The following is a 22,385-nucleotide window of genomic DNA, read 5'->3' on the forward strand; positions in this document are numbered from 1 at the left end:
ATCCGGTCAGTACACGTCCATCAAGCTCACAACTCGCCTGCTGAAGGCGGGAATCGAGCCGAGCATGGGAAGCGTGGGCGACTCGTTCGACAACGCCCTCGCGGAGAACTTCTGGAGCGTCCTGAAGACCGAGTGCGTCCGCCGCACCACCTTCGCGACCAGCACCGACGCCGACCTCGCCCTGCGACCTCGTCCCCCTCAGCAGCCACGAACTCCTCCGCCTGCTACGAGCCTTGATCCTCCCGCCGCCCCGACGAGACCGCGACCACCTGCTGTGGTGGTCCACCTGGCGCCGCCGCCACCAACACCGCGCCCGCCTCTGCCACCGCCGCTGGCACGCCTACGCCGACACCACACCATGATCAGAAAAGTTCAGCAACGGCTTTCTACAGCTGCCGTAACACAAGGACGCAATAACCCGCATAAACGCCATCGCGACCGTCGCCTATGCCACGGCTGGGATCATAGCAATAGGCTGCGGGGCTGTTGGGCTGGCTCCTTGCGTTGCAGTGGCAGGCACTGTGGCTGCCATTAGTGGGGCTGTCATGACAGTCACGCAAGCCGCTCTTGCCATCGATGATTGCAGCTACGGCTCAGGGTGGAATTGCGCAGTGTCGTCATCGATTCTCGGCGCCGACGTCATAGGTTCCGGATATACAGGAAAGAAAGCCGCAAACGCAGCCCGCGGACTCCAACCCGCGCGCACCGAAAGGACTATCGAGAACTTGAGGAAAATCTGCGGCGGGTAGCCCAAAGAGCCTGCTCAAAGCTCGAATCCACCCCTGAGTGGAGCCCCGGAAGCTGGGACCGATGGACTGTGAAATGCGAGTCGCCCAGCCCCCAGGGCCATCGGAGTCCGTATGCGCTATCATCAATCCACCCCAGATCCTGCTGCCACGCCTGGATGGTGCTCGTGAAAAAAGACGGTGACGTGCATGTGCATTTCAGCTATCGATACATTTCCGTGGTAGTAGTGCCAGTGCTGATTTTCCTGGGTCTACGCGCGGGCACTACCGAAGATCGGCTGAGTATGTGGATATTCGCGGCGGGTGGCCTGTGTGTCGTGCTTGTTTCGATGCTGATCTGGGCTTCGGTAGGCGTCACAGTTACGGATGAGTATGTGATCGTACGGACCGGGGTCCGGAGAGTCTCCATGTCAACCGAGCACCTCGTAACGGTCTCAGCGGTGCGTGGACCCGGTGCATGGCGGAGGGCCTGGACGTTGGTCATGGCGGGACCTGCTGGAGAGCGCGTGGAGGCGATCCTGACGCTGGTACGCCCGGCCGACCGCCGACGGTTGCTGGAAGCCATCGAGGGAAGGACCGCGCCCGGCGTAGTATGCCGCGACACTGCCCTGATGGACATGCTCTCCGGGAGGGCAGGGTGAGCCGGTGCGTCAAGTAGCGGCCAAATTGATCAGTTAGCGATCACGTCCGCGGACGTGATCGAGCCGACAGCCTCTGCGGCGCCCCTCGGGCCGGTCTCGGCAGCCAGGGCCGTCGAAGCCGACCGTGCCATCGACCACGACGGCACGGTCGCCCTCGGAGAGCAGCGGCCTCTGCCCGCGGTGCAGCTATCCGGCTGGACCGGAACTTGCTGCACGTCGTCGTCGGCAAGCACCTGGACAAGACGTGCTCGCCCCCCATCGCCTCGCCCCAATCAGGCCGCCCCTCTCGACGGCCCCCGGCTGTGAGCCACTCCTGCCGTCGCCCCAGGGGGCATGTGAAGACCGTGCGGAAGATCCGGGTCGACGGAGCAACCTCAGGTCGGAGACCAAGTGGCAGTCGGCACACTGTTACAGAGGCGCCATGTCAACGGGTAGGCGTATCCGGACTGCTCACCTGGCTCTGAAAGCGGCAGTGCTCGCGATGCGCGGATTGCCGCGTTTCCGCAGCACCCAGTGCTCACGGAGTGACGGATCCTAGACTTCTCGCCGAAGCGGCCTGGGCCGAGAAGCTGTCGGGCGATGAGCGGCACGGGCTGACCGCGCTCTCCTGATCGAACACCAACCCGTGCGGCACGGTCGGGCTGGAGATGGACAAGCGTCACGACTTCGTCCTGTCCAAGGTGCCCCATCCCCCTGTGCGGCCAGCATCCGCCAACCAGCAACGATGTCCCGCCATGGCCGCTGAAGCCGGTCAGACGGTCGTGACTGATGGCCGGTTGGGGAGGTCAGCGAGCCGTTCGATACGGAGCACCGTCCCGTCTGTCGTCGGTGGTGGTCCGCCGGTGACGAAGTCGATGCCGCAGTCCAGCCGGATACCGGTGATCCCGGTGAGGGCGGCAGCGTTCACGTCGCCCTCTACCGCGACGCTCGCCCTGCCGAAGACGCTTGTGCTGGAGGGCGGTTCGGCTCCCGGCCTGGAATGGTGGCCGGGTCTGGCGGGCGGGAACGAGAGCCCGCCCGCCGTTCGGTACTCCCCCACCGACCGCTTCGGCGGCTCTCCCGCCGAGACAGGTGGGTCGGAGCGGACGCCTGCCTCGTCCGGCGCGGTTCAGCAGTGGGCTCGCGCAGCGGGCCCGGCCCCGCATGGCGACGGCGCCGACGCGGGTTCGCCGCCGACGCGGCCCGGGGGAACGGCACTGGTCCATCGGGGCTCCTCCAGATCGAACCCGAGAACGCAGCCCGCTGCCAGCACCCGGTCTGTGACCGCCCGCCAGGCGTTGCGTGCAGCATCGAGGGCGACAGAGTCCCTTGCGGTGTAACTCCTCGGCGACTGGTGCGACAGCGGATTGATGAACCCCGGCAACTCGATTACCGGCCGGGCGAACCGCTGGGGTTCCCCGTCGACCGGCAACCCGGGGACGAAGGAGTACATGCCTTCGACAGGCTCGTCGTACATCGCACCGTCGAACAGGGTGTACTTGCGCTGCTGCCCACCGGCGCCGCTCCTGAGCGGTTCGACGACCACGCGCTGGACGAACGGCTCGTCGGCGAGACAGTCCGGATCGCCGAGGGAGAAGGGCCGACCGTCGGCGACGACGAAGACCGTGTCGAGAACGAAGAACTCTCCCCCGAGCCTCGAACCGAACAGGATGATCGATCCACGAGCCAGGTCCTGCAGCCCGCTCGGCCGGCCGTGTGTCGTGTCGAACTGCTTGCAGTTCGAGTACCGGAACCGGTGGCCGAACACGAGCGGATCGGTGTTCTGCACGTACCGGCCGACCGGCGGGTCGCTGAGCACCGGCTGGTGCAGGAATCGCGGTAGGTGTCCGTCGGCCGGCCAGCGCCGTGCGATACGGCTCGGGGCCTCCCACTCGCCCCAGAACGTCATGTCGCCCCGGTTCACGGCACCGCACCCGTCGACCCAGCTTCCGGGGCTTCGAAGGAACTTCCGCCGATGCGCTCCGCTGTTCCAGGGCATGGCATCCGTGCGGCCAGGACGGTGCTCCGCGCCGGGATGCGGGAACTGCACCACGTTGACCGAGGCGCTCACCGAACCTCCGTCCCCGCCTCGACGGCCACCTTCAGATAGGCGTACCACCCCGTCGCCTCACTCACGTCGGTCTCGGCGATGATCCGGTTGGTGCGGCCGCGGCGATTGGCCACCACAGTCCAGGGCGCACCATGCGACTGCTGGTACCGGCGTACGACGCGCTCGACCGCACCTCGCGTGGTGTCCGCGTTGATGTGCACGATCCCGGCCGAGGTGTCCACACTGAGCCACGCCGAGCCACCGAAGGTGCCGACGTCCCCGACAGTGGGCCTGTCCGTGCGCGCGAGCCAGTCCTGCAAGAGGTCGATCAGTTCGGCCCGCCCGGCACAGCGCCGGCCGCGTGACGCCAGCGGATCCCCGGACGGCGTCACGGACGGGCTCTCGTCATGATGGTCGTTTCTTCGGGTCACTCGTGGACCATAGCGGGAGCCCTTCGCCGCTGAACCAGGAAAGGAAATCCTCTCCGGGCCGCCGACTGGCGCAGCCGACCCGGGAACGGAGCACGAGCCCCGGAGACAGCAACGCCCCGACGTACGGGGCTGGTCCGCGTTGATCACAATGGATGCACGAGGTCGGCGCGAGCGGGGACCGGAGCCCGGTGCTTCCGCCGGAGCCGACGGTCGCGAAGGTGCGGGTTCCGGCGGCGTTCGAGGCGCGCACCGGCGCCGGAGGCGAGAGAAGGGGGACGGAAACCGATGATCGACGCGTACGGCGATCCCGGCACGCCCGATCGGCGGGGCGGCTGGCGGTACCTGTGGTGGCTGGTCCGGCGGCAGCCGGGCCGGTCGGTCGCGGGGGCGGTGCTGGGCACCGGGTGGATGGTGCTGCTGGCCGCGCCGCCCTACCTGATGGCGCACGCGGTCGACGAGGGCCTGGTACGCGGCGATCTCGCGGCGCTGGCCGGCTGGTGCGCGGTGCTCGTCGCCCTGGGCGGCTTCAACGCCTGGCTGGGCGTCATGCGCCACCGGGTGATGACCCGGGTGCGGATGGACGCCAACTTCCGCACCGTGAAGGTGGTCGTCGGGCACGCGGTGCGGCTGGGGGCGGCGCTGCCGCGCAGGACCGGCGCGGGCGAGGTGGTGACGATCGGCGTCGGGGACGTGCAGCAGATCGGCACGTCCCTGACGGCCGTCGGGCCGGGTGTCGGAGGGGTCGTCGCCTACGCGGTGGTGGCCGGGCTGCTGCTGTCGGTGTCGGTGCGGCTGGCCGTGGTGGTGCTGCTCGGGGTGCCGGTGATCGTGCTGCTGGTCGGTCCGCTGATGCGGCGGCTCCAGGGAGCGGAGGCGGAGTACCGGGAGCGGCAGGGCGTGCTGACCGCGCGGATCGGCGACCTGGCGGGCGGCCTGCGCGTGCTGAACGGGCTCGGCGGCAAGGAGCTGCTCGCCGGGGCGTTCCGCCGGGATTCGGCCCGGCTGCGGGAGCAGGGCTACCGGGTCGGCGCGGTGACGAGCTGGCTGCAGGCCCTGGGCACCGGACTGCCCACCCTGTTCCTGGCGGTGGTGACCTGGTTGGCCGCCCGGCAGGCGGCGCGGGGGGAGCTGACGGTCGGCGAACTGGTGGCGGTGTACGGCTATGTCGCGGTCCTGGTGCCGCCGGTGGGGTTCCTCGTCGAGTGCGGCTACAACCTCAGCCGGGGCGTGGTGGCCGCCCGGCGCGTGGTGCGGCTGCTGCAACTGGAGCCCGAGCCGGACGGGGGGTCGGCCGATCCGCCGGACGGGCCGGCGGTGCTGTACGACCCGGACTCCGGGGTGCGGGTGGAGCCGGGGCGGCTGACCGCGCTGGCCGCGGCCGACCCCGCGGACGCGGTGGAGGTCGTCGACCGGCTGGGCCGGTACGCCCCCTCGGACGCGGTCTGGGGCGGGGTGCGGCTGGACGCGATGGCGCTGCCGCGGGTGCGGGAGCGGATCCTGGTCGCCGATCCGGAGGCGGACCTGTTCGCGGGGACCCTGCGGGAGGTCGTCGCCGGGGCGGGCGAGCCGGGCGAGGAGGAGTTGCTGCGGGCCGTGCGCGCCGCCGTCGCCGACGACGTGGTACGCGGGCTGCCGGGCGGGTTCGACGCGGATCTCGACGCGCAGGGACGCAATCTGTCGGGCGGTCAGCGGCAGCGGGTGCGGCTGGTGCGCGCACTGCTCGCGGACCCCGAGGTGCTGCTGGCGGTGGAGCCGACCTCGGCGCTCGACGCGCACACCGAGGCAGCGGTCGCGGATGGGCTGCGGGACGCCCGGGCGGGGCGTACCACCGTGGTGGTCACCACGTCACCGCTGCTGCTGGACCGGGCGGACGCGGTGTGCTTCCTGAGCGGCGGCAGGGTGGCGGCAGTGGGCGGGCACGCGGAGTTGCTGGCCCGGGAGCCGGGGTATCGGGCACTGGTCGCGCGGGACGCCGAGGGCGGGACCGAAGGCACCGCCGAGCACGGGACCGAAGGCACCGCCGAGCGCGCCGGGTACGCCGGGTACGAAGGCGACGGCCGCGACGGCGACCGCACCGGCGGGGACGCGGAGCGGCAGGGGGTGGCGGGATGAGCGGGGGTGAGCTGCCCGTCGCGGACGCCGCCCGGGTGCGCCGGGCCGCGGCGCGCCTGGTGCGGGCCGACGGGCGCGCCTTCGCGGGCGTTCTGGCGCTGAACGCGTCGGCCGCTGCGGCCGGGCTGGCCGGGCCGTGGCTGCTGGGGCGGATCATCGACGAGGTGCGGGGCGGGGCGGGGGTCGGCGCCGTCGACCGGATGGCACTGGCCATCCTGGTGTGCACGCTGGTGCAGGTGCTGCTGGCTCGCCGGGCGCGGTACGCCGGGCACCGGTTCGGGGAGCGGACGCTGGCGAGGGTGCGCGAGGAGTTCGTCGACCGGGCGCTGGCGCTGCCCGCTTCGGTGGTGGAGCGGGCCGGGGCCGGCGACCTGACGGCGCGCGGTACCGCCGATGTCACCGCCGTCGGCACGACGTTGCGGGACGCCGGACCGGAACTGCTGGTGAACGCGGTGCAGGCGCTGTTCCTGCTGGGTGCGGTGTTCGCGCTCGACCCACGGCTCGGCGCGCTCGCCCTGCTGTGCCTGCTGCCGGTGCGGTTCGCGCTGCGCTGGTACCTGCGCCGGGCGCGGGACGGCTACCTCGCGGAGGGTGCCGCCAACTCCGCGGTGGCGGAGGTCCTGTCGGCGACGGCGTCCGGTGCGCGGACCGTCGAGGCGTTCCGGCTCCGGCGGCACCGGGTGGCGGCGAGCCGCGAGGCGCTGGAGGTCTCCCGGCGCCGGCGGCTGTACACGCTGTATCTGCGGTCGGTGTTCTTCCCGGTGGTGGAGACCTCGTACGTGCTGCCGGTCGCCGGGGTGCTGCTGGTGGGCGGGGTACTGCACGCGCACGGGACGGTGACCCTGGGGGCGGTGGTGTCGGCGGCGCTGTACCTGAAGCACTTCGAGACGCCGCTGGACGAGATCCTCTCCAGGGTGGAGGAACTCCAGCGCAGCGGGGCCTCGTTCGCCCGGGTGGAGGGGCTCGGGCGGGCGCCGCGCGCGGACGGCGGCGGCGCGCCGCAGGTCCCGGCGGACGACCGCATCGAGGTGGCGGGGGTCCGGTACGCCTACGACCGCGGCGGCGAGGTGCTGCGCGGAGTCGATCTCACGGTCCGGCCCGGGGAGCGGCTGGCGGTGGTGGGGCCCTCCGGCGCCGGGAAGTCCACGCTGAGCCGGCTGCTGGCGGGTATCGACGCGCCGAGCGCGGGGACCGTGGCCGTGGGCGGGGTGCCGGTCGCCGCACTGGCCCCGGAGCGGCTGCGCCGCCAGGTGGTGCTGGTGACGCAGGAGCACCACGTCTTCCTCGGCAGCGTCCGCGACAACCTGCGGATCGCCCGCGACGGGGCGACGGAACGGGAGTTGTGGGCGGCGCTGGCGGCGGTCGGCGCCGACTCCTGGGTGCGCGGGCTGCCCGGGGGGCTGGACACCGAACTCGGCGGAACGGGCGGGCGGCGCGCCGACGGGCCTAGGGCCCAGCAACTGGCGCTGGCCCGGGTGGTGCTGGCCGACCCGCACACGCTGGTCCTGGACGAGGCCACCGCGCTGCTCGATCCGACGACGGCACGCCACACCGAGCGGGCCCTGGCCGCGGTCCTCGAGGGCCGCACCGTCATCGCCGTGGCGCACCGCCTGCACACCGCGCACGACGCCGACCGGGTGGCCGTGATGGAGGACGGCCGGCTGGCCGAACTCGGCACGCACCAGGAGCTGGTGCGTGCCGGCGGGGCGTACGCGCGGCTGTGGCGGACCTGGCACGGCAAGCGCTCGGGGGACGCGCCGGGCGGGTGAGCCGCGGCCTGCCGCCGCGGCTCCTTCCGGCCCCGCAGGGGTCCTTGTACGTTCCGCACAAGGCCACTTGGGCCACGATTCCGCATATCGGACGTGAACTCCCGGACAACGGACGATTTCCAGCCAAGTTGCTGACGCGCTCCTGACAAGTGCACCGGTCCCCTGACACGCTTCCCACGGCCGTTCAGCAGCAACCCCACCGTTCCTCCGCTGCGCCGCGGCCCGGCACTGCCCGCACGCGTACGACCCGTTCTGTCCGGACGGCCCATCGGCCGCCCGGTCTCCCCACTTGGCCGCGCGACCCGCGGCCTCGCAGAAGGAGTCAGTGTTGAGTAGCAGTTCCTCGCGCAGACGCACCTCCCACACCACGCACCGCCGTGCGGCCGGCGTCGCCCTCGTCGGCGTCTCCGCACTGCTCGCCGCGGCCGTCCAGGCGGGAGCCGCGAGCGCCGCCCCGGCGAACGCCTCACCGGACCGGGTCAACCCGGCCCACGCCGCGCTCAAGCTCTCCCCCTCGCAGCGCGCCGAGCTGATCCGCGACGCCTCCTCGGCGACCGCGCAGACGGCCCGTGAGATAGGCCTCGGGGCCAAGGAGAAGCTGGTCGTCAAGGACGTCGTGAAGGACGCCGACGGCACCACGCACACCCGCTACGAGCGCACCTACGCCGGTCTGCCGGTCCTCGGCGGCGACCTGATCGTCGACACCGACAAGCAGGGCGCCGCCAAGCGCGTCATCAAGGCGACCAACGCCGCGCTGAAGGTCTCCGACCTCACCCCCGACGTCTCCAAGTCGGCAGCCGAGAAGCAGGCCGTGGGGCGCGCCAAGGCGCTCGGCAGCACCAAGTCGGCCGCCGACTCGGCACGCAAGGTGATCTGGGCGGGCAGCGGCAAGCCGGTCCTGGCCTACGAGACCGTCGTCGGCGGCCTCCAGGACGACGGCACCCCCAACGAGCTGCACGTCATCACCGACGCGGCCACCGGGGCGAAGCTGTACGAGTACCAGGGCATCGAGACCGGCGTCGGCAACACCCAGTACAGCGGCCAGGTCACCCTGACGACGACCCACTCGGGTTCGACGTACACGCTGAACGACGGCGCCCGCGGCGGCCACAAGACGTACAACCTCAACCACGGCACGTCGGGCACCGGCTCGCTGTTCTCCCAGTCCACCGACACCTGGGGCAACGGCACCACCTCCAACGCCGCGACCGCCGGCGCCGACGCCCACTACGGCGCGGCGGTGACCTGGGACTTCTACAAGAACACCTTCGGTCGCACCGGCATCCGCAACGACGGCGTGGCAGCGTACTCCCGCGTCCACTACGGCAACTCGTACGTGAACGCGTTCTGGGACGACAGCTGCTTCTGCATGACGTACGGCGACGGCTCCAACAACCAGGACCCGCTGACGTCCCTGGACGTGGCCGGCCACGAGATGAGCCACGGCGTCACCTCCAACACCGCGGGCCTGAACTACTCGGGCGAGTCGGGCGGCCTGAACGAGGCCACCTCCGACATCTTCGGCACCGGTGTGGAGTTCTACGCCAACAACTCCTCCGACCCCGGTGACTACCTCATCGGCGAGAAGATCGACATCAACGGCGACGGCACCCCGCTGCGCTACATGGACAAGCCCAGCAAGGACGGCAGTTCGGCCGACTACTGGTACTCCGGCGTCGGCAACAAGAACGTGCACTACTCGTCCGGTGTCGCCAACCACTTCTTCTACCTGCTCAGCGAGGGCAGCGGCGCCAAGGTCATCAACGGCGTCAGCTACAACTCGCCGACCTCCGACGGCCTTCCGGTCACCGGCATCGGGCGGGACAAGGCGCTGCAGATCTGGTACCGGGCGCTGACCACCAAGTTCACCTCCTCGACCAACTACGCGGGCGCGCGCACCGGCACGCTGGCGGCGGCGGCCGAGCTGTACGGGTCGAGCAGCGCCGAGTACGCGGCGGTGCAGGACGCGTGGGCGGCCGTGAACGTCGGCTCCCGCTCGGGTGGCGGCGGAGGCGGTGGCGGCACCTCCTTCGAGAACGGCGCCAACGTCTCGATCCCGGACAACGGTCCGGCGGTGACGTCCCCGATCACGGTCTCCGGCGTGTCCGGAAACGCGCCCTCCAACCTCCAGGTCTCGGTCGACATCGTGCACACCTGGCGCGGTGACCTGGTCATCGACCTGGTGGCCCCGGACGGCACGGCGTACCGGCTGAAGAACTCCAGCTACTACGACTCGGCGGACGACGTGCACGCGACCTACACGGTCAACGCGTCCTCCGAGACGGCCAACGGCACCTGGAAGCTGCGCGTCCAGGACGTGGCCTCCTACGACACGGGCTACATCGACGACTGGAAGCTGACCTTCCCGTAAGCGGGCCCGGCACGAGCAGGGCGCCGTCCCGGTGGTACGTCTTCCCGGGACGGGGCCCGTTCATCCGATGACCACGGCGGCACCCGGGGTGAGGGCTCCCCGGGTGCCGCCGTACGCTTGGGACCCATGTCCTCGGCCGAATTCACGTACGAGCCCGTCGGCGCGACCCGTGCAAACCCGGCCGCCTGCCCTCCCGGTTACCACCCGATGCACGTGCGCAGCCGGATAGGCGAGGGCGAGCCGGTGTTCCGCCGCGCCGCCGAGGCGGTCCTCACCTGGGAGATGCACCGGGCGCTGGGGGTCGGCATCGACGCCGGCGCCGAACGCGCGGCCCCCGGCGTCGACGTCACGGTCACCCTGGCCGGGCTGATCAAGGCGCCCTGCCGGGTGATCTGGGCGGTGGAGGAGCAGCGCCGCGCGGGCTGGGCCTACGGGACGCTGAACGGCCACCCGGAGTGCGGCGAGGAGGTCTTCATGGTCGCCCGCACCGGCGACGGCACGGTCTGGCTCACGGTGAGCGCCTTCAGCCGCGCGGCCAAGTGGTACGCCAAGGCCGGCGGCCCGGCGACCCGCGGCCTCCAGCACGCGTACGCCCGCCGCTGCGGGACCGTACTGCGGCGCCTGTGCCTCGACGTCGCGGAGGACTGACACCGGCTCCGCCACCGCGGCGCACGGCGCCCCGACAGCACTCCCCGGACCGCCGTGCGCCCCTGACGTGCGGTCGGGTTGCGGCCGGGGACTCCGGTTCCGGCAAGGGTCTCCGGGGTGCGGCGTTGCGGCCGGGGGTTGCGGACACGACCGTACGGGAGGGCAGGACCGGAGCCGATTCCGCGGCGCCGCATCCCGCGCCGCCGGCGGTGGAGGCGGCCGTGGCGGCACCGGTCGCGGCACCGGACGAATCGGTTCCGGCGGGGTTCCGACCGACGTCTCCTCGAGTACGGTCCGGGGGCGCTTCTCCGCCAAAGTGGAACGGGCGCGCGGCCCTTGCGGGCCGGGAGGCCCGGCATGGCGGGCCCGCCGGCGGGACGGGCCGTCCGCGGTGCGCACCCCCGCACGGCCCCTCCCCGTCTTTTGTCCCGCAACGCGGCCGCCCCCGCCCGGGGTTCCGCCGCAGCGATCCGGCCGAGGGCCCGCGTCGTGCGCACTCGGCCGTGGGAGCCGCCCCGCCGACGGGTCGGCGGCCGCCGCGCACGGCCCGTCGGTGCGCTGTCGCAAAGCACCGGGCCGACCGCGGCGGTCGCGGACCCGTCGTGGCGGAGACCTGCTGCGGGAACACGGGGAGCGGTGTCCGGCCAGCCTCCTCTCGGCCATGTTGAGCGCGGTCCGGGCGGCCGGGCGGGCTGCGGCACCCTTGTTCGCGCGGCACGGTGCTGGCTAGGCTCCGGAACCTCTTTCGCATTTCGCACACACTTTTCACACACGGGTGTTCGGCCGGAGCGTCCCGTGGTTTGGCATGCCCCTGCCGATTGACTCCGGCGGTGGGTGACGGGAAGACCGACGGGGACACGACGGGGACACGGGGAGGTGGGGGACGTCGACGTTCCAGGCGTACCGGAGCACGGCGCCGCCGGACCGGGGCACGGCGCCGCCGCCCCGTCCGCGCCCCCGCCGGGGCGGAAGGCGCGCGGGCCGGCGCCGGACGGCCGGCGCGACACGGCCGTCCTCTGGAGCGTCAACGCCGTCGACGGTCTCGGCAGCCAGGCGTCCGGGCTGGTCTTCCCCCTGCTGCTGCTGAACCTGGGGCACCCCCCGGCGACCGCGGGCGCGTTCGCCACCGCCGCCGCCGTGGCCGGGGTGCTGCTCGGGCCGCTGGTCGCCGTACCGGCCGACCGGGGGCACCGGCGCTCCCTGATGACCGGCGCGGCGGCGCTGGCGTCACTGGCGATGGCGGGCCTGGCCGTGGCCGCGTTCGGGCATCCCCCGCTCTGGCCGCTGCTGGCGCTGGCCTTCACCGAACGGCTGTGCGCGACGGCGTACGAGGCGGCGGCCCGCGGCGCACTGGCGCGGCTGGCCTCGCCCGAGGACATGCCGCGCGCGGTCGCCGGGCTCCAGGCCGGCGACCAGGCGGCGCTGGTGGCGGGGCCGGCGCTGGGCGGTGTCCTGTTCGCCGTCGGCCGCTTCCTGCCGTTCGCCGTCGACGCCGTCTCCTACGCGCTGGCCGCTCTGGGGATCCGACTGGTGCGCCGTCCCCTGGACACACCGGCCGGAGCAGGGCCGGCGCCCGCCGCGGGCGGGGCCCCCGAGCCCGCGTCCGCGGGCGGCGGGCGACCCGGGCGGGCGGAACCGGGCGCGCTGCGGGCCGGTCTCGTGGTGGTGCTCCGCTCCCCCGTGCTGCGACTCGTCCTGCTGTGGTCCTCGGTGGCCTCCGGGGCGCTCGCGCTGCTCTTCTACACGGCCCTGTTCGTCCTGGGGGGCGACTCGGGCAGCGCGGTCACCGGCGCGGTGCTCGCGGCCTCCGGCGCGGCGGGGCTGGCCGGATCGCTGCTGGCGGCGCGGGTGGTGCGGAGACTGGGTGCGCGCCGGTCGCTGACGGCGGCGACCTGGCTGCTGCTGCCGCCGTGCGCGGCACTGGCGTCGGCCGGGGGGCCGTGGTGGTGGGGACCGGGTTTCGCCGCCCTGTCCGCCGTCCTGCCGGTGGTGACCGTCGTCCTGGGGTCGGCGGCCGTGCTGGCGGCTCCGCAGGAGGTGCAGTCGCGGGCCGGGGCCGTCCTGGCCGCCGGTGCCGCACTGGCCGCGGCGGCCGCGCCGGCCTGCGCGGCCGCGCTGCTGGCCTGGGGCGGAAGCCGGACACCGGCCGTGTGCTGCCTGGTCGTGCTCGCCCTGCTGGCGGTGCACACGCAGCGCGCCGCGCCCGCGGTGCTCCGCGCGGCGGCCACGGCGCGGGAGCACGCCGCGGCCGGCGCGGCACCGCAGCGGACCACGACCGCGCCGCCGCGGACCGCAACCACGCCCCCACCCCCAACCTCACCCTCACCCCCACCCCCAACCTCACCCTCACCCCCACCCCCAACCTCACCCTCACCCCCACCGGCACCGGCACCAGCACCGGCACCGGCACCGCAGCGGAACCCGGCCGCCCCCGCACCGGCGCAGACCGCACCCGCGTCCGCCGGGGAGCGCGTCCGCCGAGGGGCCGGGGCCCCCGACCCCTCGGGAGGCCGGTCATGACCGCCGCCTACCGGGTGTTCGTCGCCGCCCTGCCCGACGTGTGCCCCGCCGACCGGCGGCGCATGGTGTTCACCGCGGACGCCGGCGGCCGCTGCCAGGTCTTCACCTGGGACGCCGCCGCCCGCCGGGTGCGGCAGGTCACCGACGGCCCGCACGGCACCGTGCACCGCGGGATCGACGCCGACGGCTACGTGTGGTGGTTCGACGAGGACCCGGCGGGCGCGGGCCGCTGGTGGTTCCAGCACTTCGACGGCGGGCCGCGCCGGCCGGGTCAGCCCGGCGTCCCGCCCGGACTGCCCCGCGGGCTGGCGGTGACCGCGGAGGGGACCCTCGCCACCGCCCTCACCGCGGAGGCCGGGACGCGGGTGCTGGTGGGACGGCGCGGCGGGGCGGTGCGGGAGGTGCTGCGCAGGACGGGTCCGTGCCGGCTCGGCGGCATCAGCCCGGACGGCTCCCTGATCGCGGTGGCCTCGGCGGCCCAGGACCCGGCAGCCGTCTCGGTCGTCACCCGCGACGGCGGGACCGTGGCCGCGCTGCCCGGACCCGCCCGGCCCGGCGGCGGACTGTGGTGCCAGGGCTTCTCCCCCTCACCGGGCGAGCGCGAGCTGCTGCTGGTGCGGGACGTCGGCGAGCGCTACGCCCTCGCCACCTGGACGCCTGAGCAGGGACTGCGCACCCACCACTGGTGCTCCTTCGACACGGAGGTCACCGCACGCTGGTACCCCGGCCGGCGCGAGGTGCTGGTGCGCCAGGACCGGCACGGGCGGTCCCTGCTGCACCGGGTGGAGCTCGGCACCCGGCGCCGGACGCTGCTGCCGACGCCGGCGGGGAGCCTGCTGGACGCGGCGCCGGCCGCCTCCGGAGCGGTGGACTACCTGTGGACCGACACCGCCCACCCCCCGGTACTGCGGGCCACCGACGGCATCGCGCTCCCGCCCGCCGGCCCGCCGGTCGTCGTGCCCGGGCACCACACCGACCTGTGGACGCCCACCGGATCGGGCCGCGTGCACACCCTGCTGAGCCTGCCCGACACCACCGGCGACGCGCCGCCGCCCGCGGTGTTCCTGGTCCACGGCGGTCCGGCCGACCACGACCGGGACGCCTACGACGGCACGGTCCACTCGCTGGTCGCCTCCGGCTACGCGGTCGTACGGGTCAACTACCGCGGCTCCACCGGCTACGGGCCGCGCTGGCGGCGGGACTTCCCCGCCGGGGTGGGCCACACCCAGGTGGAGGACCTGGCAGCGGTCCGCGCCGACCTGGTGTCCCGCGGGCTGATCGCGCCCGGGGCCACCGCGCTGTGGGGCGTGTCCTGGGGCGCCTACCTGGTCCTGCTCGCCCTGGGCCGCCGGCCCGGTCTGTGGCAGGCCGGCGTCGCGGTGAAGCCGGTCGCCGACTGGGCGGCCGCGCACCGGGCCACCACCGAGGCGCTGCGGGCCTACGACGTCCGCCTGTTCGGCGGCACCCCCGAGGAGGTGCCCGAACTCTACGCGCGCAGCTCCCCGCTGACCTACGCGGACTCCGTCACCGACCCGCTGCTCGTCGTCGGCGCGACCCGGGACAGCAAGTGCCCGCCGGGACAGATCCGCGCCTACCTCGCCGCGCTCGACGAGGCGGGCGCGGACCACGAGTCCCTGTGGCTCGACACCGGCCACGACGGCTACGACGGCGCGGCACACGTCGCGGTCCTGCGCCGCGCTCTGACCTTCCTGCACGCGCGCCTGCCCCGAGCGGCGGCGCGCGCGGCCCCTGGACGCCCTCCGGCCGCGGCCGGAGGGCCCCGGCCCCGCTGACCCGACAGCGGGACCGGGTGTGCACGGCACCGCACCACCTCACGAAGGGAGAAGCACCATGCAGAAGGACATCATCCACAACGACCCGCTCGCCGGCGACGAGGAGAACCGCAAGCCGGGCATCGGCATCACCATCACGATCCCGTTCCGCAACGCCGACGAGGCCGGCGACGACGAGGAGTGATCCCCGGGTCCGGCCGGCCCGCCCCCCGGCGGGCCGGCCGGGCTCGCCGCCCCGACGACCGTCCGCCCGCGCCCACCCGCAAGGAGCCGTCCGTGCGCGTTCTCCTCCTCAACATGCCGTGGTCCCCCATCGACCTGCCCTCCCTGGCCCTGGGCATCCTCAAGCGCAGCGTCGACGAGCGCGTCGCGGGCGCGACGTGCGAAGTGCTGCACGCCAACCTGGAGTTCACCGACTGGATCACCGCGCGCACCGAGTTCTCCGCGGAGGACTACGAGTACTACGCGCTGTCGTCCTACTTCCTCGGGTGCGGCGACTGGGTCTTCTCCAGCGCCCTGTACGACGATCCGCACTGGAAGGAGGCCGAGTTCACCGAGGTGATGACCGCCAGGCTGCGCGCCTCCCGGATGCGGATGACCAAGGAACTGCACGCGGTGGTGCCGGAGTTCGTGGCGGAGATCGCGCAGCGGGTGGTCGACCTGGCGCCGGACGTGGTGGGCCTGACGTCCACCTTCCAGCAGAACACCGCGGCCCTGGCCGCGGCCCGGCACATCAAGCGGCTGGCCCCGCACATCGTGACGGTGATGGGGGGCGCCAACTGCGACGCCGAGCAGGGCGCGGCGGTGCACCGCAACTTCCCGTTCGTCGACTACGTGGTGCGCGGGGAGGGCGAGGACGCCTTCCCGCGGCTGCTGGAGGCGGTGCGGGACGGCACGCGGGCCGAGGCGGCGGCCGGGATACCGGGGCTGTGCCACCGGACGGGCGGTGCCCCGACGGCGAACGCGATGCCCACCGGTCCGCTGCCGCCCGCGGCGATCCTGCCACCGGACTACAGCGGCTACTTCGAACGCCTCGCCGCCGGAGTGGCCCGCAACTGGGTGGAGCCGAAGCTCGTGGTCGAGGGCGCCCGCGGCTGCTGGTGGGGCGAGAAGCACCACTGCACCTTCTGCGGGCTGAACGGCTCGTTCATGGAGTTCCGCAGCAAGAGCCCGGACACCTTCTACGAGGAGATCACGGGCCTGGCGGAGCGCCACCGGGTCCTCGACATGTACGTCGTCGACAACATCCTCGACATGCGCTACCTGACCAGTGTGCTGCCCCGGATCGTGGAGAGCGGGCACGACCTGCGCATGCACATCGAGATCAAGGCGAACATGCGCCGTCCGCAGCTCCAGGTGCTCGCGGACGCCGGACTGATCTACGTCCAGCCCGGCATCGAGAGCCTCAACAGCAGGGTGCTGGACCTGATGGACAAGGGCGTCAGCGGCTGCCAGAACGTGCGGATGCTGCGGGACGCGGCGGAGACCGGCCTGTCGGTGTCCTGGAACTACCTGCACGGCTTCCCCGGCGAGACGGACGAGGACTACGACCCGGTGATCCGCCAGCTGCCCGCGCTGGAGCACCTCAACCCGCCGGTCGACCTGTCCGCCCGGATCGCCATCGAACGGTTCAGCCCGTACTTCAACCGGCCCGAACTGGGGTTCACCGGGCTGCGCCCGGAGGAGCACTACTTCTTCACCTACGACCTGCCCGAGGAGGAGCTGTACGACCTGGCGTACGTCTTCGAGGCACCCGAGCGCGGCATCGGCGAGGTCACGGTGGACCGGCTCAACGCGGCCCTGGCGACGTGGAAGAAGCGGCACACCGACGCCCGGCTCACCCACACCGACCTCGGTGACGAGATCGTCCTGGTCAGCCGGCGGGAGGGGTACGACTGGCGGTCGCTGCGGCTGACCGACCCGTTCCACCTCGCGGTGTTCCGGCTGCTGGACCAGCCGCACTCGCCCGCGGCGCTGCACCGCAAGGCCACCGCCGACGCCGCGTTCGCCGACCGCACCCCCCAGGACGTCGCGGTCCTGCTGACCGAGTGGACGGCACAGGGAGTGGTCTTCACCGACGGGGGCCAGTACGTCCACCTGGCGCCCGCCTCCGTCAACCAGGACCTGCTGCGGCTGGACTACATGAGCCACCTGTACGCCCGCCCCGCGGACGGTTCCGCCGACACCACCGGTGCCGCGGACTCCGCCGCGCGGCCCTCCGCGGCGCCGGCCCCCGCGCTGCCCTGAAGCGCTGCGCCCCCGGCCGGCGCCCCTCCTCCGCCGGGGCGGGGTACGCCGGCGCGCCGCTCCGAAGGCGCGTTCCCGACCGGCCCAGCCCCGACCGGCCCAGCCCCGACCGGCCCAGCCCCGACCGGTGCAGCCCCGACCGGTGCAGTCCCGACCGGTGCAGTCCCGACCGGTGCAGTCCCGACCGGTGCAGTCCCGACCTCCGCACACGCGTTCCCCACCGACGCAGTCCCGACCCCGGCCACCGACGAGGAGCCGTCATGCCACCCGCCACCTCCGCCCTGTCCGTCCGGGCCTGGCGCGATCACGACACGGAGGCCCGGGCGCTGCCGGGCATGTCCCTGGGCCGGGTGCGGCTCGACCCGGAACCCGGCGCCGCCGCGCGGCTGTGGGACATGGGCGTGCGCCGTGCCGAACTCGACGCCCCGGTCGACCTGACCCGGCCCGGGCCGGCGGCCGCCCGCGCCGCGATCGACCGGCTGTGCCTGGTCCGCGACCTGACGGCGCGCGCCGTCCGGGTCGACTGGGACCTGCGCCTGCCCGCGGACCGGTCCGAGGAGACCTGGAAGGTACTGTCCCACCTGCAGCCGCCGTCCTCGGTCACCGGACCCGCCGACCCGGACACCGCACTGCGGGCCTGGCGCACCCGCCACTACCTCTGCAAGCTGGTGTGGCGGCAGGGGCCCGGGTTCCTGCAGATCCGGGACCGCCGCTGGGGTGATCTGCGCCGGTTCACCGCGGACGACCCCCGGTATCCGGCGGCCCTCGCCCGGCTCGACCGGGGCGCCCCCCGCGCGGACGTGCCGGACGACATCGTGGACGAACTCGCCGCCGAGCACCTGGTGCTGGCGGCCGACGACCTCGTCTGGTGGCTGCCGTACCGGGTCACGCGCTGGCTCCAGGAGGCCATGGCGGTCTGATCAGCCTCCCGGCCCGCCGGCTCCCCTGCTCCCGGGCGCCCGCACCCCGCGGCTTCCCACGCGCGGCTCCCGCACCCCGCGGCTTCCCACGCGCGGCTCCCGCACCCCACGGCTTCCCACGCGCGGCTCCCGCACCCCGTGGCTTCCCGCGCCCGGCCCGCCCGCCGCGCCCGGCTGCCCTCCCGCCGCACGCGGGCCCGGGCAGCCGTCCGGTGCGGACAGCCGTCGGGCGCGGGAGCCGCGCGCCCGGGGCCGCGGACGGCGACGGCATCTGCTTGCGGGACCGCCGCCGTCCGCGGCCGGGAGGTCAGCGCAGCAGCACGCCCGCCCCGTCCACCACGTCCTCCGAGGGCACCGCCACCAGGCCCAGCTCCGCTCCGGAGGCGAGCAGGCGGTGGTCCGGGAGGATGCGCACCGTGTAGCCGTAGGGGCCGGTGCGGTCCAGGGCGAGCGGACCCTCGTAGATCCAGCGCCCCTCCTCGTCCGGGCCGCCGACCGGTTTCAGCGGAGCCGTCGCCGCGTCCGCGATGCGGTCCTCCGCGTCCACCCGCCCGGAGAGCGCCTGCACCTCCACGTCGCGCGGGGCGAGCCCGCCGAGGTTGACCCGTACCCGGAGGGTGAGCGTGCTGCCGAGTTCCGCGGTGGCCGCCGTGGCGGACGTCTCCACGTGGTCCACCGCCACCTCCCGCCAGGCCGCCCCCACCTGCGCCTTCCAGGCGGCCAGGGAGCGGGCCGCGTCCGGGGTGAGCTCCCGGTGGGCGTGCGCCGCCGGGGTGTAGAGGCGATCGACGTACTCGCGGACCATACGGCCGGCCAGCACCTTGGGGCCCAGCTGGGTGATGGTCCGGCGGACCATCTCGATCCAGCGTTCGGGCAGCCCGCTGCGGCCGCGCTCGTAGAAGCGGGGCGTCACCCGCTGCTCCAGCAGGTCGTAGAGGGCGGCGGCCTCCAGGTCGTCGCGGCGGTCGGGGGTCGTGTGCTCGCCGTCCGCGGTGGGGACGGCCCAGCCGAAGTCGGGCTGGAACCACTCGTCCCACCAGCCGTCCAGGACGGACAGGTTCAGGCAGCCGTTGAGTGCCGCCTTCATGCCGCTCGTACCGCAGGCCTCCAGCGGGCGCAGCGGGTTGTTCAGCCAGACGTCGCAGCCCGGGTAGAGCTTGCGCGCCATCGCCATGCCGTAGTCGGGCAGGAAGACGATGCGGTGGCGCACCCGCGGGTCGTCGGCGAACCTGACCAGCTCCTGGACCAGGCGCTTGCCGCCGTCGTCCGCCGGGTGCGCCTTGCCCGCGACGACGATCTGGATCGGCCGCTCGGGGTGCAGCAGCAGTTCCGTCAGGCGGTCGCGGTCCCGGAGCATCAGGGTCAGCCGCTTGTACGAGGGGACCCGGCGCGCGAAGCCGATGGTGAGCACGTCCGGATCGAGGACGTCGTCGATCCAGCCCAGTTCGGCCGCGCCCGCGCCGCGCTGCCGCCAGGAGGCGCGCAACCGTCGCCGCACCTCCGTCACCAGTTGTTCCCGCAGGTCGCGGCGGAGCTGCCAGACGTCCTGGTCGGGAATGTCGGCGACGCTGTCCCAGCGGTCCGAGCCGCCGACGGTCAGCGCGTCCTCGGCGCGCTGGGCGCCGATCTGCCGCGCGCCGAGGCGGAACACCTCGGGGGCGACCCAGGTCGGCGCGTGCACGCCGTTGGTCACCGAGGTGATCGGCACGTCGTCGGCGTCGAATCCCGGCCACAGGCCGGAGAACATGCCCCGGCTGACCCGGCCGTGCAGCACCGACACGCCGTTGGCGCGCTGTGCGAGGCGCAGGCCCATCACGGCCATGTTGAACAGGTCGGGCCGGCCGTCCGGGTAGCTCTCCCGGCCGAGCCGCAGCACGCGTTCGACGTCGATGTGCGGCAGTTCGGCGTCGGGGCCGAAGTGGCGGGCGACGAGATCCCGGTCGAAGCGGTCGATACCGGCCGGGACGGGCGTGTGGGTGGTGAACACGGTGCCGCCGCGCACCGCCTCCAGCGCCGCGTCGAAGTCCAGGCCCCGCTCGCACAGCTCGGCGATGCGCTCCACGCCGAGGAAGCCGGCGTGGCCCTCGTTGGTGTGGAAGACCTCCGGTTCGGGGTGGCCGGTCAGACGGCAGTACGTGCGGACCGCCCGGACCCCTCCTATACCGAGCAGCATCTCCTGCAGCAGCCGGTGGTCGCTGCCGCCGCCGTAGAGCCGGTCGGTCACCCCGCGCTCGCCGAGGTCGTTGTCCTCGACGTCGGAGTCCAGCATCAGCAGCGGCACCCGGCCGACCTGGGCCAGCCAGATCCGGGCCCGCAGGCGGCGGCCGCCGGGCAGCGCGAGGTCGACCCCGGCGGGGGTGCCGTCGGCCTCCTCGAGCAGTGTGACGGGCAGCTCGTTGGGGTCGAGGACGGGATAGTGCTCCTGCTGCCAGCCCTCCCGGGACAGGCTCTGCCGGAAGTAGCCGTGCCGGTAGAGCAGCCCGACGCCGATGAGCGGGACGCCCAGGTCGCTGGCAGCCTTGAGGTGGTCCCCGGCGAGGATGCCGAGGCCCCCGGAGTACTGCGGCAGGGCGGCGGTGACGCCGAACTCGGGTGAGAAGTACGCGATGGCGGCCGGCGGGTTCCCGGGCTGCGCCTGGTACCAGCGGGCGCCGGTGACGTAGTCGTGCAGGTCGTCGGCGGCGGCGCGGAGGCGGCGCAGGAAGCGGCGGTCCTGGGCCAGTTCGGCCAGCCGTGCCGGGGGCACGCTGCCCAGCAGCCTTATCGGGTCGTGCTCCGAGGCCGCCCAGCCTTCGGGGTCCACGGCCTGGAACAGCTCGCGGGTCTCGGCGTGCCAGGACCACCGCAGGTTGCGGGCCAGGTCGCTGAGCGGGCGGAGGGGTTCGGGGAGGACGGGTCGGACGGTGAATCGACGGATCGCCTTCACTTTTCACCTCGACGAGTCGCTTCGCGGACGGCACGGCTGTGTGCATCGTCGTCGCCTACGACGGTACCGGCGTCGGTGCCCGCCTCGCTGGGAGCCGGGCACCCCGACCTGCCTTTCGGCCCGAACGGCCCCATGCGGTCGCGGAGGGGTCCGAGTCGCTCGGTGTCATCCGAAAGTGGTCACAACCCTGATACAACCGGTGGAGCGGGCCGGGGCGACACAGGGACGACATGGCCGATTCCCTCCTCTCCGGCCCTCTTGTGATGCTTCGCCCCGCACGAGAGGCTGCCCGGGAGCGTGTCGGCCGGACCGGCCGGGTCCGGCGCGGCGCGGGGCGGGTCCGGTGCGGCCTCCGCGCGCCGGGCCGCAGGCCGCGGCGGGCGCGCCCGAGACACCCCTCCGGGTTCCGGAGCCTCGGACCCCGAAGGGCGCAGTGCCGGTCCCGTTCCGGTGGAAGGACGCCGGTCTTGTGTGTAGACACATACGCGTGAGTAGTTAACAAAGTTCCGGATTGCCCACCCGAAGCGAGTGGGAAGGCTCCTCCGTGACCCGGGGGTACTACCGGGGACAACCGCAGGACCCACCTCCCCACTGCCATCCGCCCACGTTGACGCGGACAGGAGCGGTCATGCCCGCCACGCACCACCCGCCAGCAGCCCCGGCCGCCGGCCCCGGCGCCCCCGCCGTGCGTCCCGCGGCGGCCGGCCCACCGGGCGCCGCGCCCCCTCATACCGGCGGGGGGACGGCGGTCGGCCGGATACCCGTCCTGGACGTCCGCCCGATCGTCCAGCACGGACGCCGTCCCGCGAAGGCGGTCGTGGGCGAGGTCTTCGAGGTCTCGGCGACGGTGTTCCGGGAGGGCCATGACGCGGTGGCCGCGAACGTCGTCCTGACGGACCCGGACGGCCGGCCCGGCCCGTGGACGCCGATGCGCGAGCTGGCCCCCGGCACGGACCGGTGGGGTGCCTCCGTCGCCGCCGATGCGACCGGCCGGTGGAGCTACACGGTGGAGGCGTGGGGCGACCCGGTGACCACCTGGCGCCACCACGCCGGGATCAAGATCCCGGCGGGGATGGACACCGAGCTGGTCCTGGAGGAGGGGGCCCGGTTGTACGAACGGGCCGCGGCCGGGGTGCCCCGGGCGGGCGGGGGGCGGGAGACGGTCCTCGGTGCGGTGGCCGCGCTGCGGGACGGGTCCCGGCCCGCCGCCTCCCGGCTGGCGGCGGCGCTGA

The 22,385-nt window shown here is 73.7% G+C and carries 14 protein-coding genes and 1 pseudogene; 11 read left to right on the forward strand and 4 right to left on the reverse strand.

Going from position 1 to position 22,385, the window contains the following annotated elements:
• Positions 1-4 precede the first annotated feature (4 nt).
• Positions 5-145: pseudogene (locus ACL02U_RS14610) on the forward strand (IS3 family transposase); the annotation flags it as partial.
• A gap of 1,993 nt (positions 146-2,138) precedes the next feature.
• Here the strand turns inward: ACL02U_RS14610 and ACL02U_RS14615 are convergent.
• The 3 genes from ACL02U_RS14615 to ACL02U_RS14625 form a co-directional block, all read right to left on the reverse strand.
• Positions 2,139-2,294: a hypothetical protein gene (locus ACL02U_RS14615; protein ID WP_412791227.1), complete on the reverse strand. Its 156-nt coding sequence runs from the start codon at positions 2,292-2,294 to the stop codon at positions 2,139-2,141.
• A gap of 201 nt (positions 2,295-2,495) precedes the next feature.
• The gene (locus ACL02U_RS14620) at positions 2,496-3,437 is read right to left on the reverse strand and encodes a hypothetical protein (RefSeq protein WP_412791228.1); all 942 of its coding nucleotides are present in this window, start codon (positions 3,435-3,437) and stop codon (positions 2,496-2,498) included.
• Positions 3,434-3,847 (reverse strand): hypothetical protein, encoded by a 414-nt coding sequence (locus tag ACL02U_RS14625; RefSeq protein ID WP_412791229.1) that lies wholly within the window; start codon positions 3,845-3,847, stop codon positions 3,434-3,436. Before ACL02U_RS14625 ends, ACL02U_RS14620 begins: the two co-directional genes overlap by 4 nt.
• A 285-nt stretch (positions 3,848-4,132) precedes the next feature.
• On the opposite strand from ACL02U_RS14625, the gene ACL02U_RS14630 reads away from it, so the two are divergent.
• From ACL02U_RS14630 to ACL02U_RS14670, 9 genes are all read left to right on the forward strand, one after another.
• Positions 4,133-5,959 carry an ABC transporter ATP-binding protein gene (locus ACL02U_RS14630; RefSeq protein WP_412791230.1) on the forward strand — a complete coding sequence of 609 codons (1,827 nt, stop codon included), beginning with the start codon at positions 4,133-4,135 and terminating at the stop codon, positions 5,957-5,959.
• Complete coding sequence (locus ACL02U_RS14635) at positions 5,956-7,728, forward strand: ABC transporter ATP-binding protein (RefSeq protein WP_412791231.1); 1,773 nt, start codon at positions 5,956-5,958, stop codon at positions 7,726-7,728. The genes ACL02U_RS14630 and ACL02U_RS14635 overlap by 4 nt, the downstream gene beginning before the upstream one ends.
• 328 nt (positions 7,729-8,056) lie before the next feature.
• On the forward strand, positions 8,057-10,099 hold the full coding sequence (locus tag ACL02U_RS14640) for a M4 family metallopeptidase (protein ID WP_412791232.1): 2,043 nt from the start codon (positions 8,057-8,059) through the stop codon (positions 10,097-10,099).
• 126 nt (positions 10,100-10,225) lie between these two features.
• Positions 10,226-10,747: a DUF1990 domain-containing protein gene (locus ACL02U_RS14645; protein ID WP_412791233.1), complete on the forward strand. Its 522-nt coding sequence runs from the start codon at positions 10,226-10,228 to the stop codon at positions 10,745-10,747.
• An 876-nt stretch (positions 10,748-11,623) separates the two neighbouring features.
• Positions 11,624-13,267, forward strand: a complete 1,644-nt coding sequence (locus ACL02U_RS14650; protein ID WP_412791234.1) for an MFS transporter — start codon at positions 11,624-11,626, stop codon at positions 13,265-13,267.
• The gene (locus ACL02U_RS14655; protein WP_412791235.1) at positions 13,264-15,060 is read left to right on the forward strand and encodes an alpha/beta fold hydrolase; all 1,797 of its coding nucleotides are present in this window, start codon (positions 13,264-13,266) and stop codon (positions 15,058-15,060) included. Before ACL02U_RS14650 ends, ACL02U_RS14655 begins: the two co-directional genes overlap by 4 nt.
• 58 nt (positions 15,061-15,118) lie before the next feature.
• Positions 15,119-15,244 (forward strand): hypothetical protein, encoded by a 126-nt coding sequence (locus ACL02U_RS14660; RefSeq protein WP_412791236.1) that lies wholly within the window; start codon positions 15,119-15,121, stop codon positions 15,242-15,244.
• Positions 15,245-15,336: 92 nt separating this feature from the next.
• The gene (locus ACL02U_RS14665; protein ID WP_412791237.1) at positions 15,337-17,307 is read left to right on the forward strand and encodes a RiPP maturation radical SAM C-methyltransferase; all 1,971 of its coding nucleotides are present in this window, start codon (positions 15,337-15,339) and stop codon (positions 17,305-17,307) included.
• 260 nt (positions 17,308-17,567) lie between these two features.
• Positions 17,568-18,227, forward strand: coding sequence for a DUF5825 family protein (locus tag ACL02U_RS14670; RefSeq protein ID WP_412791238.1), 660 nt, complete (start codon positions 17,568-17,570; stop codon positions 18,225-18,227).
• Positions 18,228-18,534: 307 nt separating this feature from the next.
• Here ACL02U_RS14670 and glgP read toward each other — a convergent pair whose 3' ends face one another.
• Positions 18,535-21,153, reverse strand: a complete 2,619-nt coding sequence (gene glgP / locus ACL02U_RS14675; protein ID WP_412791239.1) for an alpha-glucan family phosphorylase — start codon at positions 21,151-21,153, stop codon at positions 18,535-18,537.
• A 628-nt stretch (positions 21,154-21,781) separates the two neighbouring features.
• On the opposite strand from glgP, the gene ACL02U_RS14680 reads away from it, so the two are divergent.
• On the forward strand, positions 21,782-22,385 hold a 604-nt coding region (locus tag ACL02U_RS14680), incomplete at its 3' end, for a maltotransferase domain-containing protein (RefSeq protein ID WP_412791240.1).

This window comes from Streptomyces sp. MS06 (assembly GCF_047200655.1).
Lineage (GTDB): Bacteria > Actinomycetota > Actinomycetes > Streptomycetales > Streptomycetaceae > Streptomyces.